General features: G+C 73.8%; 10 protein-coding genes and 1 pseudogene. 4 read left to right on the top strand and 7 right to left on the bottom strand.

Annotation, left to right across the window (positions count from 1 at the left end; all coding sequences use genetic code 11):
- The 7 genes and pseudogenes from EMA17_RS06235 to EMA17_RS53235 form a co-directional block, all read right to left on the bottom strand.
- The gene (locus tag EMA17_RS06235; RefSeq protein ID WP_174861313.1) at window positions 1-813 is read right to left on the bottom strand and encodes an ABC transporter ATP-binding protein; all 813 of its coding nucleotides are present in this window, start codon (window positions 811-813) and stop codon (window positions 1-3) included.
- Window positions 810-2561: a dipeptide/oligopeptide/nickel ABC transporter permease/ATP-binding protein gene (locus EMA17_RS06230; RefSeq protein ID WP_126635889.1), complete on the bottom strand. Its 1752-nt coding sequence runs from the start codon at window positions 2559-2561 to the stop codon at window positions 810-812. Before EMA17_RS06230 ends, EMA17_RS06235 begins: the two co-directional genes overlap by 4 nt.
- Window positions 2558-3526, bottom strand: a complete 969-nt coding sequence (locus tag EMA17_RS06225; RefSeq protein WP_126635888.1) for an ABC transporter permease — start codon at window positions 3524-3526, stop codon at window positions 2558-2560. Before EMA17_RS06225 ends, EMA17_RS06230 begins: the two co-directional genes overlap by 4 nt.
- Before the next feature lie 19 nt (window positions 3527-3545).
- Entirely contained in the window at window positions 3546-5099 is a 1554-nt protein-coding gene (locus EMA17_RS06220) for an ABC transporter substrate-binding protein (RefSeq protein WP_126635887.1), read from the bottom strand.
- Window positions 5100-5201: 102 nt separating this feature from the next.
- Entirely contained in the window at window positions 5202-6044 is an 843-nt protein-coding gene (locus EMA17_RS06215; protein WP_126635886.1) for an alpha/beta fold hydrolase, read from the bottom strand.
- Window positions 6041-7396: an O-acetylhomoserine aminocarboxypropyltransferase/cysteine synthase family protein gene (locus EMA17_RS53240; RefSeq protein ID WP_218042713.1), complete on the bottom strand. Its 1356-nt coding sequence runs from the start codon at window positions 7394-7396 to the stop codon at window positions 6041-6043. Before EMA17_RS53240 ends, EMA17_RS06215 begins: the two co-directional genes overlap by 4 nt.
- A gap of 180 nt (window positions 7397-7576) precedes the next feature.
- Window positions 7577-8404, bottom strand: a pseudogene (locus EMA17_RS53235) (isopenicillin N synthase family dioxygenase); the annotation flags it as partial.
- Between the two features lie 520 nt (window positions 8405-8924).
- Between EMA17_RS53235 and EMA17_RS55925 the strand changes: the two are divergent.
- The 4 genes from EMA17_RS55925 to EMA17_RS06195 all read left to right on the top strand — a co-directional run bounded on the left by EMA17_RS55925 (window position 8925) and on the right by EMA17_RS06195 (window position 12628).
- A complete protein-coding gene (locus EMA17_RS55925) occupies window positions 8925-9005 on the top strand; it encodes a putative leader peptide (protein ID WP_371862968.1) in 81 nt (26 codons plus the stop codon).
- Window positions 9006-9313: 308 nt separating this feature from the next.
- Window positions 9314-10690 carry a bifunctional o-acetylhomoserine/o-acetylserine sulfhydrylase gene (locus EMA17_RS06205; RefSeq protein ID WP_126635884.1) on the top strand — a complete coding sequence of 459 codons (1377 nt, stop codon included), beginning with the start codon at window positions 9314-9316 and terminating at the stop codon, window positions 10688-10690.
- Between the two features lie 36 nt (window positions 10691-10726).
- Window positions 10727-11962 (top strand): homoserine O-acetyltransferase MetX, encoded by a 1236-nt coding sequence (gene metX / locus EMA17_RS06200; protein ID WP_126635883.1) that lies wholly within the window; start codon window positions 10727-10729, stop codon window positions 11960-11962.
- A gap of 102 nt (window positions 11963-12064) precedes the next feature.
- Window positions 12065-12628 (top strand): rhodanese-like domain-containing protein, encoded by a 564-nt coding sequence (locus tag EMA17_RS06195; protein ID WP_126635882.1) that lies wholly within the window; start codon window positions 12065-12067, stop codon window positions 12626-12628.
- Window positions 12629-12642 lie beyond the last annotated feature (14 nt).

Here is a 12642-nt window from a genome sequence, read left to right as displayed (position 1 = left end):
CTACACGACCGACGCCCTCGGCGCGGGCAGCGTGGGGATCGCCGCGAGCAGGTCCCGGGTGTACGCGTGGCTCGGGTCGCCCAGGACCCGCGCCGTCGGGCCGGACTCCACGGCCTCGCCCGCCTTCAGGACCAGGACCTCGTCGCACAGGTGCTGCACCACGCCGAGGTCGTGCGAGACCAGCACGAGGGACAGGCCGAGCCGGGTCCTGAGGTCGCCGAGCAGGTCGAGGATCTGCGCCCGGACGGACACGTCGAGCGCGCTGACCGGCTCGTCGGCGACCAGCACGCGCGGATCGGGGGCGAGGGCTCGGGCGATGGCGACGCGTTGCCGCTGGCCGCCGGAGAACTCGTGCGGGTACCGGTCGCGGGTGTCGGGGTCCAGACCGACCGCGGCCAGTACCTCGTCCACCCGCGCGTCGTGGTCGCCGGCGACGCCCAGGCATTCGAGCGGTTCGGCCACGATGTCGCGCACGCGCGCGCGGGGGTCGAGCGAGCTCATCGGGTCCTGGAGCACGATCTGCACCTCGCGCCGGAACCAGGCCAGGGTGCGGGCCGGCCCGGGACGGACCTCGCGGTCGCGGTAGCGGATCGTGCCGCCGTCGGCCCGGTCCAGGGCGAGCAGCAGCCGGATCAGGGTGGATTTGCCCGCGCCGGACTCGCCGACCACGCCGAGCGCGCCGCCCTCGGCCAGCGTCAGATCCACCCCGCGCAGCGCGTACCGCCGCCCGGGTGGGGCCCACAACGAACGACGCGGCAGCCGATGGGTCCGGGTCAGGCCCTCGGCACGCAGCAGTACGGCGGGCGCGGTCACGACGCGGCCTCCACGGAGTCGGTGGGGATCTCGGCCGGCGCCTCGATCGGGGCGAACGCCGTCGCTCGCGCGGCGGCGAGGAGCGCGCGCGTGTAGGGCGCGCGCGGGTCGTGCAGGATCGTCTCCAGCGGCCCCTGCTCGACCGTGCGCCCGCCGCGCAGCACCGCGACGCGATCGCTCACCGAGGACACCACCGCGAGGTCGTGCGTGATGAACAGCAGCGCGGTGCCCTGCTCCCGGGCCTGCTCGTCGAGCAGCGCGAGGATGTCCCGCTGCACGGTCACGTCCAGCGCGGTGGTCGGCTCGTCCGCGATCAGCAGCGCCGGTCGACAGGCCAGGGCGATCGCGATGCCCACCCGCTGGCGTTGCCCGCCGGAGAGCTGGTGCGGCCGGGCCCGGACCAGGTCGGCCGGATCCGGCAGGCCCACCCGCGCGGCCAGCTCGATCGCCGCCTCGTCGGCCCGACGGCGGGTCATGCCCCGGTGCAGGCGCAGCGGTTCGGCGATCTGCCGGCCGACGCGCATGGTCGGGTCGAGCGCGGTGAGCGGTTCCTGGAAGACCATGGCGACCCGATCGCCGCGGATTCGGGCGAGTTCGCGCTCGGAGCGGCCGAGCAGTTCGGCGCCGTCGAGCCGGATGCTGCCGGTGGCCTCGGCGCCCTCGGGCAGCAGGCCGAGCACGGCCAGCGCGGTGAGCGACTTGCCGGAGCCGGACTCGCCGATCAGGCCGAGCCGTTCGCCCGGCGCGAGGGTCAGGTCGACGCCGTCCACCACGGTGCGGCCGGCGATCCGGATGGTGAGGTCGGTGATCTCCAGGAGCGCGCCGGCGACCGCGGCGGGCGGGCGAATCGCCCGCACCGCGCGCTCGCCGTCGGCCTTGGCGACCGCCCCCGATCCCCCGTGCCGCAGGCGCGGATCGGTCGCGTCCCGCAGCGCGTCGCCGAGCAGGTTGAAGCCCAGCACGGTCAGCGCGACGGCGAGTCCGGGCCAGACCACGAGCAGCGGCCGGGCGGAGATGTAGGGCTGTTGGTCGTGCAGGATCCGGCCCCAGGACACGGCGGGCGCGGGGCTGCCGTAGCCGAGGTAGGACAGCGCCGCCTCGGTCAGCGAGGCCACCGCCATCACCAGCGAGAGCTGGACCAGCAGGGTCGGCGCGATGTTGGGCAGGATGTGCCGCCGGATGGTGCGCCCCGTGCTCGATCCGCTCGCGGCGGCGGCCAGGACGTAGTCGGTGCCGGCCACCCGCTCGATCTCGGCCCGGGCGATCCGGGCCAGGTGTACCCCGAACGCGACGCCGATCGCGCTCGCCGTGGTCCACACCGATCCGCCGAACACGGCGGCCAGGATCATCGCGGTGAGCAGCGCCGGGAACGCGATGGCCACGTCGACCAGTTGCACCACTCCGGCGGCGAACCGGCGCGGTCCGAGCGCCGCCGCCAACGCCAGCGGCACGCCGAGCGCGGCGGCGATTCCCGCCGAGACGAGCGCGATCACCAGTGTCTCCCGGGAGCCGACCAGGATCAGGCTGAACTGGTCCCGCCCGAGCATGTCCGTCCCGAGCACGTGCCCGTCCGAAAACGGGAGCAGCCAGGGCGAGTTCGGATCGACGGCGGTGGGGTCGTACGGGGTCCACGCCAGCGACAGCAGCACCGCGCCGACCAGGATCGCGACCAGGGTGCCGCCGATCAGGCCGTTGCGGTCGCGCGACAGCGCGCGCAGCACACCGATGACGGCGATTCGCGCCCTCATCCGGTCACCTCCCGGACCCGAACGTCCGCCAGGCGCGGGTCGATCAACCGCTGGGCGATGTCCACCAGGAAGCCGACGAACAGCACGATCGCCACCAGGAGCATCACCTCGCCCTGCACCTTGACCAGGTCCCGGTTGCCCACGTCGGCGACCAGCATCGAGCCGACGCCGGGCAGGGTGAACACCTTCTCCACCACGATCGCTCCGACCAGGAGGGCGGCGACCTGTACGCCGAGCATGGACAACACCGGCCCGGCCGCGTTGCGCAGCCCGTGCCGAAGGAGCGCACCGGTGCGGGTACGCCCGGCCGCGCGCGCGGTACGCAGGTAGTCCCGGTGCAGCACGTCGAGCGTGGCCGAGCGCACGAAACGCAGCAGCACCGCGCCCTCGGACAGGGCGAGGGTCAGCGTCGGCAACACCAGACTGCGGCTCGCCTCGCCGGGGTCGGCCCAGCCCTCCACCGGGAAGCCCTGGGCCGGCAGCAGCGGGGTCTGCACGGCGAACAGCAGGATCAGCAACAGGCCCACCCACAACGTGGGCAGCGCGATCCCGAGCTGGCTCGCCACGCTGATCGCGGTACCGTCGCGCCGCTCCCGGCGCACCGCCGCGAGCATCCCCAGCGGTACCGCGAAGACGAGCGCCAGGACCAGCGCGCCGAGCACGAGCGGGCCGGTGACCCGCAGTTTCTCGCCGAGTTCGCCGGTCACCGAGGAGCCGTTGAGCTGCGAGTGGCCGAGATCACCGGTGGGTACCTCGGTCAGCCAGGTCCAGTACTGCGCGATCAGCGGCCGATCCAGACCCAGGTCGTGTCGGATCGACCGGAGTTGTGCCTTGTCGGCGGTGATGCCGCCGACCGAGGCGGCGGCATCACCGGGGAGCAGTCGAAGCAGGGCGAAGGTCAGGATGCTCGCGCCGAGCAGGGACAACGCGAGCAGTCCGAGCCGGCGCACGACGAACACGGTCATGCCGGACCCCGATCCGAGCTCACTTGGTGATCCCGATGCCGGCGAGGTTGAGCCGGCTGCTGGTGTGGTGCTGGGGTGCGCCGCTGACGCCCTTGCGCACCACGGTCAGCGTCTGCGCCTGGTACAGCCAGTCGGCGCCGGCGTCCTCGGCGACCCGGCGGCCGATCCGGGCGAGCAGGTCGGTGCGGGTGCGCTCGTCGGGAGCGGCCACGGCCTGCGCGTACCAGTCGCGCACCTCCGCGTTGTCGTAGCCGAAGTAGTAGCCGGGGGTGGCGAAGTTGCCGACGTCGTGCGGCTCGGCATGGTTGACCAGGCTCAGGTCGTAGTCCCTCGCGGTGTACACCTCGCTCAGCCAGGCGGTGAACTCCTGTTGCTTGACCGTGAGTTCGATGCCCGCGTCCTTGAGGTTGGAGACCAGGACGTCGCCGATCGCGGCCGGATAGATGTTGGGGATCTTCAGGGTGAGCTTGAGCTCGCCGACCCCTGCGTCGGCGAGCGCCTTCCTCGCCGCCGCCGCGTCGTGCGGGTCGATCGTGGTCAGGTCCTGGTAGCCCGGGTCGGAGGTGGGTATCGGCCCGCCGAGCCGAACTCCCGCCCCGCCGAGGGACTTGATCAGCGCGTCCTTGTCGATCGCGCGCCGGATGGCGTGCCGCACGGCCGGGTTGTTGAGCGGTGCCTTGGCGTTGTTGATCGCCAGCGTGTACTTGTCGGTGGTGGTGCCGCGCAGCACGGTGAACCTGTCGTTGCCGGTGAACGGCTGGAGCAGCGTGGCCTCGGCGGCGGTCTCGATGTCGGTCTGACCGGTGGCCTGCGCGTTGTTCGCCGCGTTGCGGTCGGGGATGTAGCTGAGCACGACCTTGGCCACCTTCGCCTTGGCGCCCTTGTAGGCGTCGTTGCGCACGAGGGTGATCGCCGAGCCGCGTTGCCAGCCGTCGAGCCTGAACGGGCCGGTGCCGTTCTCCGTGGTGTCCAGCTTGGCGAAGTCGGTGCCCTTCTTGTAGATCACGCCCTGACGCTGGGTCAGTGCCCAGGTGAGGTTGGTGTCGCGCTGCCTGAGGGTGATCACCACGGTGGCCGGGTCGGGTGCGGCGACGCCCGCGATCGTGGCCAGGGTCTTGGCGTTCGGCTGCTTGGAGCCGGGCGCGAGCACCTGCTGGAGCGACCAGACGGCGTCCTCGGCGGTGACCGGCGAACCGTCGTGGAAGGCGGCGCCCGGGGTGAGGTGGAAGGTGTAGGTGAGGCCGTCGGGGGACGTCTCGAAGCCGGATGCCAGGGCGGGCACGATCTTGTTGTCGGCGTTGGTGTCGACGCCGAGCAGGCCCTGGTAGACGTTGTCGAGCAGGACCTGTTCCAGCGCGACGCCGGCGGTGGTGGTCAGGTTGAGGCTGGTGGGCTCCAGGACCAGCCGCACCCGGGCCGTGGCGTTCGGGTCGAGCGCGCTGTCCGCGGGCGCCGGGGCCTGGGTGTTGGCGCCGTCGGCGGCGGGGTTCGGGGTGCCGCCGGAGCCGCACGCGGCGAGGACCGGTCCGGCCAGGGCGAGGACGGCGGCGATGCGGAGCGCGGAGCGGCGCATGGTGGATCGATCTCCTTGCGGGTGGGGTGGTGCGGGGTGACGTGGCGGGGCGGGGCCGCGCGGGGTGGGACGGCGGGGCCCTGCGGCCTTCGGGCCGGCGGCTCAGGCGTGGGCGGCGGCCAGCACGAACTCGGCGATCTCGTCGTGTACTCGGGCGCTGTCGCGCTCGGCGAGCACGTTGTGCAGGTCGCCGGGGTAGATCCGGGCCCGGGCGTCGGGCAGCGTCTCGGCGGCGGCGCGGACCGCGCTCGCGGGCGCGAGGTCGTCGGCCTCGCCGTGGACGAAGAGCACCGGCCGGGTGATCGCGCCGTCGGCGATCAGTGCGGCGATCCGCGCGCCGCCGGCTTCCAGCGCGTCCAGCGTCTCGGGGCGCAGGCCGCCGGACCAGACCAGCGGGTCGTTGCGCAACCGCTCGGCGTACTCGGCGTTTCCGCACAGTTCGCTCGGGTCCTTGCGCAGCGACATCGGGTCGATGTCGTGTTCGGCGAGCAGCGCGCGCAGCCCGCTCTCGCCCGCCGACAACCCGGTCCCGGCGCCGGCCAGGACCAGCGCGCGGGCGGCCCCGGCGGCGGCTCGCTCGCCCGCGAGCAGCAGGGTGACGGCCGCGCCGAGCGAGTGGCCGGCCAGGATCAGCGGCACTCCGGGGCGGCCCGCCGTGATCCGCGCCAGGACCAGCTCGGCGTCGTCGGCGAGCGCGTCCAGGCTCTCCACCAGGACCCGGGTGCCGTCGCTGAGGCCGTGGCCGATCTGGTCGGGGGCCCACACCTCGATCCCGTCGGCGTTGAGTCGATGCGCCAACGGCTCGTGCAGGCCGGCGTGTTCGCCGAGCCCGTGCAGGAAGAGCACGACCGCGACGGGTTCGCCCCCGACGGGCCAGACGCGCAGGTGGAACTCGCCGCGGGCACCGCGGATCCGGCTTTCGTGCACGGCCTGACGGGTGGTCATCGGGAGCCCTCCTCGGGGACGTCGGTGCCGGCGGCCGCGGCGGCCAGGCCGCGTTCCAGGTCGGCGAGCAGGTCGTCGATGCCCTCCAGGCCGACCGACAGCCGGACCAGCCCGGGGGTCACCCCGGCGTGTAGCCGCTGATCGGGTTCCAGTTGCGCGTGTGTGGTGGACGCGGGGTGGATCGCCAGGCTGCGCGCGTCGCCGATGTTGGCCAGGTGGCTGAACAGCCGCAGCCCCTCGACGAAGCGCCGCCCGGCCGCCAGGCCGCCGGCCAGGTCCACCGACAGTACCGCCCCCGCGCCGCGCGGCAGATAGCGCCGAGCCGCCGCGTGCCACGGGCTGGTGGGCAGGCTCGGGTGGTCCACCCGCACCACCTCGGGCCGCGCGGCGAGCCAGGCCGCCACCCGTTCGGCGTTGGCGGTGTGCCGGTCCAGGCGCAGCGACAACGTCTCGATGCCCTGGAGCAGCAGGAAGCTGTTCAGCGGCGACACCGCCGGGCCGAGGTCGCGCAACAGCCGTACCCGCAGGCGCAGCGCGTAGGCGATCCGGTCCGGACCGAACCGCTCCCAGAAGGAGAGGCCCTGATAGGTCGGGTCGGGTGCGACCAGGCCGGGGTAGCGGTCGGCGTGCGCGCCGAAGTCGAAGGTGCCGCCGTCGACCACGATCCCGCCGATCGCGGTGCCGTGTCCGCCGAGGAACTTGGTGGTGGAGTGCACCACGATGTCGGCGCCGTGCTCGATCGGCCGGAGCAGGTACGGCGTGGGTACGGTGTTGTCGACCACGAACGGGACACCCGCGGTGTGCGCGATCTCCGCGACGGCGGCCAGGTCGAGCACGTTGCCGCGCGGGTTGCCGACGCTCTCGCCGAACAGCGCCTTCGTGCCCGGGCGGATCGCGGCGCGCCAGGCGTCGAGGTCGTCCGGATCGTCGACGAAGCTCACCTCGATGCCCAGGTCGGCGAAGGTGTGTTCGAGCAGCGTGCGGGTGCCGCCGTACAGGGAGGCCGCCGCGACGAGGTGGTCGCCGGCGCGGGCCAGGTTGAGCAGCGCGAGGGTGGTGGCGGCCTGACCGCTGCCCACGGCCACCGCCGCGGTGCCGCCTTCCAGTGCGGCGACGCGCTCCTCCACCACGGCGGTGGTGGGGTTGGACAGCCGGGTGTACGCGTGCGTCTCCAGGTCGGTGAGCGCGAACGTGTCGGCCGCGTGCGCCGCGTCGCGGAAGACGTAGCTGCTGGTCAGGTAGATCGGCACGGCGCGGGCGCCGGTGGCCGGGTCGGGGCGGGCGCCGGCGTGCACCTGGAGCGTCTCGAAGGCGGGTCGGGGGTCGGGTGTTCCGGCGGCGCCCGGGAGCAGGTCGGACCACCACCGCTCCACCACGCGCGGATGCGATCGCAGCCATCCGATCAGCGCGTTCTCCCCGTAGGCGGGCTTGAGCGGGTTGCTCGGGTCCTCGGTGACCCCGTCGGCCTCGGCGGCCAACTCGGCGGGCAGGTCCAGCGGTTCGACGACGGCGTCCAGGCGCGGGCCGAGGAAGAACGGCAACGAGTAGCGGTCGACGCCCGGTTGGGGAGCGATCACCCGGTGCCGGGTGGCCCGCAGGTAGCCGCGCGTGGCGATCTCCAACATCTCGCCGATGTTGAACACGAACGCGTCCGGCAGCGGCGTCGCGTCGATCCAGGAGCCGTCCCGGGCCTGCACCTGGAGGCCGCCGATCTCGTCCTGCTGGAGCAGCGCGAGATAGCCGTAGTCCTTGTGCGCGCCCACCCCCTGGTCCACGTCGGCGCTGGGTCGCCCCGGGTAGTGCACCACCTTGACGTGGACCGCGGCCTCCTCGTCGAACCACTCGTCGAAGTAGCCGCCGTCCTGGCCGAGCGCGGCGGCCAGCGCCCGCAGCACCTCGCGGCTGACCCGCAACGCCTCGGCCTGCCAGGCGAGGACGGTCTCGCGCAGTTCGGGCAGCGCGGGCGGCCACTGGTTGGGGCCGATCAGCCGCAGGTAGGCGGGATCGTCCGGGCCGAGGTCGAGCGCCGCCCGCTCGGGGCCGATGTCCAGTTGTTCGCGCCAGTCCGGCCCTCCCTCGGTGTACTCGGTGCCGGTGCGGGTGTACCCGCGAAACTGTGGCGAGTTGATGTTCTCCACCGCGAGCCGGTCCGCCTCGGGCAGCGCGAAGAAGCGCTTCGAGACCGCCAGGGCGCGGGCCCGCAGCTCCGGGTCGACGCCATGGCCGATCACATAGAAGAAGCCGATCTCCCTTGCCGCGTAGCGGAGTTCGGCCAGGAAGGCGGCCGGGTCCGCGGCGGGGTCGCGGAATCGGGAGATGTCGATCACGGGCAGGGTGGTGGGCGGTGCGCTGGTTGCCATGACTGGGGTCCTCGGTACAGCCTCGGGCACGCCGTGCCGGACGTCGGCCCGGGACGGGGCCGAACGCGGCGCGGCGGATTCGCGGCGGGTGGGGCGAGATCGGGTACGGATGGCGTGCCGGCCCGGAGGGCGGCGACGCGGAAGGCGGGCGGGCCGGCGCGCGGCGGACCGACATCGGTCACGCGGGGGCGGGCACACACCAGCTCGGCGGCGCGAGAGCGCACCGCACGAGCGCAGGGGTCAGCGACAGATCTGGTCGAAGTGGTCGGCTCGTCGACCCACCCAGAAGGGGTCGAGCAGCACGGAAGCGACCTGACGCGGAGTCATGGCCGTGATGTAAGCACGAGGAAGGCGTGTTGGTCCAGCGGACTTTCCGTCACATCCGGTAGACGACGCGTAAGGGTACGGGTCGGACATCGAGCGGGGCGACGGCCGCGACGCGGGTCCGGGACCGGCCGACGGCGAGCGCCGGGTGGTACCCCGTGGCGCAAACCGCTTCGGGCCGCCTACACTCGCCGCCATGTCCTGCCCCATGCTCGTCAGTCGCCGCCACGTGGATCTCGTGCGCGTGACCAGCATGGCGTGTCGCATGTCCCACTGAACCCCGGTGACCGCTCCGGTCCCGGTGGTTCGCGCGGTGTGTGAGTCCGGGCGCTGACCCGCCGGCTCCGCCGCGCCCCGCCTTTTCCCGCTTCCCGCTCCCCCGTGCGCGGGCCCTTTCGGCCCGGGCCTTCGGGTGGCCGAACCACGCCCGCCTCGCGGCCGCTTCGCCGCGTGCCGTGCGGTCGGTGCGGCACGCCCGATCGCCGCACGCCCGGGGCCTGCTCCCGCGTATCCGCAATCGGTCCGGCTCCACCCGTCGTTGCCCGCGTCCGCCGCCGACACCCGTACCCCGCAAGGAGTTTCCCGATGACCCTCGAAGCCACCGACACGCCGCCCGTCGTCGAAGCCGAACCCGTGGGCGCCGACGACCCCGTACGTACCGACGACCCCGCGTCGTGGTCCTTCGAGACCCGGCAGGTGCACGCCGGCGCCGAGCCCGATCCGACCACCGGGGCCCGCGCGGTGCCGATCTACCAGACCACCTCGTTCGTCTTCCGGGACACCGACCACGCGGCCGGACTGTTCGACCTGTCCGAGGAAGGCCACATCTACACCCGGATCCACAACCCCACCACCGACGCGCTGGAGCGGCGCGTGGCGGCGCTCGAAGGCGGCGTGGCGGCGGTCGCGACGGCCTCCGGGCAGGCGGCGACCACGCTGGCGGTGCTCAACCTCGCGGCGGCGGGCGACCACATCGTGTCCAGCGCGTCGCTCTACGGCGGCACGTACAACCTGTTCCACTGGACGCTGCCCAAGCTCGGCGTCGAGGTCACCTTCGTCGACGACCCGGACGACCTCGACGCGTGGCGGGCCGCGATCCGGCCGCGGACGAAGTTGCTGTTCGCCGAGACGCTGGGCAATCCGCGCGCCAACGTGCTGGACGTGGCGGCGGTCGCCGACGTCGCGCACGCCGCCGGTGTACCGCTGGTGGTGGACAACACGGTGCCCACGCCGTATCTGCTGCGGCCGATCGAGCACGGCGCGGACGTCGTGGTGCATTCGGCGACCAAGTTCCTGGGCGGGCACGGCACCGCGATCGGCGGCGTCGTGGTGGACGGCGGCACCTTCGACTTCGGCGCGCACGCCGAACGGTTCCCCGGCTTCGCCGAGCCCGACGCGAGCTACAACGGGCTGCGCTACTGGCCGGATCTGGGCCCGGGCGCGTACGCGGCGAAGTTGCGCGTGCAGCTGCTGCGCGACGTGGGAGCCTCGATCGCGCCGCTGACCAGCTTCCTGATCCTCCAGGGCCTGGAGACGTTGTCGCTGCGGGTCGAGCGGCACGTGGCGAACGCGAGCGCGCTGGCCGCGTGGTTGCAGAGCCGGGAGGAGGTGGAGACCGTGCACTACGCGGGTCTGCCGAGCAGCCGGTGGTACGCGGCGGGCAAGCGCTATCTGCCGCGCGGCGCCGGGGCCGTCGTCGCGTTCGAGTTGACGGGCGGGGTCGAGGCGGGTCGCCGGTTCGTGAACGCGTTGTCCCTGTTCAGCCATCTGGCCAACATCGGCGACGTGCGCAGCCTGGTGATCCACCCCGCCAGTACCACGCACGCCCAGCTCACCGACGCCGAACGCCTGGCCACGGGTGTCACCCCGGGCCTGGTCCGACTCTCCGTCGGCATCGAGGGGCTGTCCGACCTGCGTGCCGACCTGGTGGCCGGATTCCGCGCCGCCGCGCAGTCGAACTAGCCGGGAAAGCCGGGAACTTCGGACGGAACGCTCGCCATGTCGCACGCCGCACACACCACGCCCGCCCCGGCGGGGCCTCGTTCGCTGACCCTGCCCGCACCGCTGTGGACCGAGTCGGGGGAGGTGCTGCCCGAGGTCCGGATCGGCTACGAGACGTGGGGTCGGCTCGCCCCGGACCGCTCGAACGCGGTGCTGGTCCTGCACGCGTTGACCGGGGACAGCCACGTCGCCGGTCCGGCCGGTCCCGGCTTTCCCACTCCCGGTTGGTGGGACGGCCTGATCGGCCCGGGTCGGGCGCTGGACACCGACCGCTGGTTCGTGGTCGCGCCGAACGCGCTCGGCGGTTGCCGGGGCAGCACCGGCCCCGCCTCGCCCGGTCCGGGCGGCCGGGCCTGGGGAAGTCGCTTTCCCCGGTTGACCATTCGCGACCAGGTGGCCGCCGAGGTGGCCGCCGCCGACGTGTGGGGCGTCGAGCGCTGGGCGGCCGTGGTGGGCGGGTCGATGGGCGGGATGCGGGCGGTGGAGTGGGCGGTGAGCCATCCGGAGCGGGTCGGCGCGCTGTTCCTGATCGCCACCGCCGCGGCGGCCGGCGCCGAGCAGATCGCGTGGTGCTCGACACAGCTGCACGCGATCCGGGCCGATCCGGGGTGGGCCGACGGCGACTACCACGACCGGCCGGCCGAGGCCGGGCCCTGGCGGGGGCTCGGCCTGGCCCGCCGCATCGCGCACGTCACCTATCGCAGCGAGCCCGAACTGGCCGCCCGTTTCGGCCGGCGACGACAGCCGGGCGAGGGCCCGAACGGCCGCTACGCCGTCGAGTCCTATCTGGACCACCACGCGGCCAAGTTGAGCGCACGCTTCGACGCGGGCAGCTACGTGGCCCTGACCGAGGCGATGAACAGCCACGACGTGGGCCGGGGTCGGGGCGGCGTGGCGGCGGCGCTCGCCCGGATCACCGCCCCGACGGTGGTCGCGGCCGTCGACAGCGACCGCCTGTACCCGCCGAGCCAGCAGCGGACCCTCGCCGACGCCATCCCGACCGCGGGCCCACTGCGCGTGGTGCGCTCCGCGTACGGCCACGACGGCTTCCTGCTCGAACTGGACCAGGTGGCTCCCCTGGTCGCCGAACTCCTGGGGCGGGCGGAAGGGGCGAACCGGGTCGACGGTGCCGAGCCCCCGGAGCGGGCGGGGCGGGTCGGGCGTCCCGTGCCGACCCGAAATCCGCCACCCGACCGGAACGCTCTGCTCGATCCCACCGTTACCGGAAGGTAGTCCTCCCCATCACCCCACCCGGTGTCGAGTCCGGGGAGCCGCGCCACGCACCGGCGCGGCTCCCCGACCCGGCAGCGGGCGGGCCGTCGAAAGGCCGATCACATGACCGCCCTCGCTCCCGCGCAGGTCCGCGCCCGGTTGACCGCGTTCACCGTGCTCGACGTGCGCACCCCCGGCGAGTTCGCCACGGGCCACATCCCCGGCGCGTACAACGTCCCGCTGGACCGGCTGCGCGAGGCGGTGCCGGTGCTCAAGCGGGCGGCGCATCCCGAACTGTTGATCGTCTGCGCCTCCGGGGCCCGCTCCGAGCGGGCCCGCACCGAGTTGGCCGCCGCCGGCGTCGAGGCCGCGCACCTGACCGGCGGCACCTCGGCCTGGGCCGCCGAGGGCCACGCCCTGGACGCCCCGGACGGCGCCCGCCGGGTGTGGCCGATGGAGCGCCAGGTCCGGCTCGCCGCCGGCTCCCTCGTGGTGCTCGGCCTGCTCGCCGGCCGCGGTGCGCCCAAGGCCCGCCTCCTGTCCGCGGCGATCGGCTCCGGCCTGGTCTTCTCCGCCGTCACGAACACCTGCGGCATGGCCGCCGTACTGGGCCGACTCCCCTACAACCGCCCCGCCGCCGAAACTCCCGACCTGCCCGCCACGCTCGGCGCCCTCGACCGCGACTGACCTCCCGCCGAGGG

Origin of the sequence: Embleya hyalina (assembly GCF_003967355.1) — a bacterium.
Classification (GTDB): Bacteria; Actinomycetota; Actinomycetes; order Streptomycetales; family Streptomycetaceae; genus Embleya; species Embleya hyalina.
Note: the sequence above shows the minus strand (reverse complement) of the source record. Positions and strands in the feature narration are given on the sequence as shown.

What these genes read in the sequence shown, in the direction of transcription:
- EMA17_RS06215 (WP_126635886.1), bottom strand. Translation starts at nt 6,044, where the DNA reads ATGACCACCCGTCAGGCCGTGCACGAAAGCCGGATCCGCGGTGCCCGC.
- EMA17_RS06205 (WP_126635884.1), top strand. Translation starts at nt 9,314, where the DNA reads ATGACCCTCGAAGCCACCGACACGCCGCCCGTCGTCGAAGCCGAACCC.
- EMA17_RS06195 (WP_126635882.1), top strand. Translation starts at nt 12,065, where the DNA reads ATGACCGCCCTCGCTCCCGCGCAGGTCCGCGCCCGGTTGACCGCGTTC.
- EMA17_RS06230 (WP_126635889.1), bottom strand. Translation starts at nt 2,561, where the DNA reads ATGAGGGCGCGAATCGCCGTCATCGGTGTGCTGCGCGCGCTGTCGCGC.
- metX (WP_126635883.1), top strand. Translation starts at nt 10,727, where the DNA reads ATGTCGCACGCCGCACACACCACGCCCGCCCCGGCGGGGCCTCGTTCG.
- EMA17_RS55925 (WP_371862968.1), top strand. Translation starts at nt 8,925, where the DNA reads ATGTCCTGCCCCATGCTCGTCAGTCGCCGCCACGTGGATCTCGTGCGC.
- EMA17_RS06225 (WP_126635888.1), bottom strand. Translation starts at nt 3,526, where the DNA reads ATGACCGTGTTCGTCGTGCGCCGGCTCGGACTGCTCGCGTTGTCCCTG.
- EMA17_RS06220 (WP_126635887.1), bottom strand. Translation starts at nt 5,099, where the DNA reads ATGCGCCGCTCCGCGCTCCGCATCGCCGCCGTCCTCGCCCTGGCCGGA.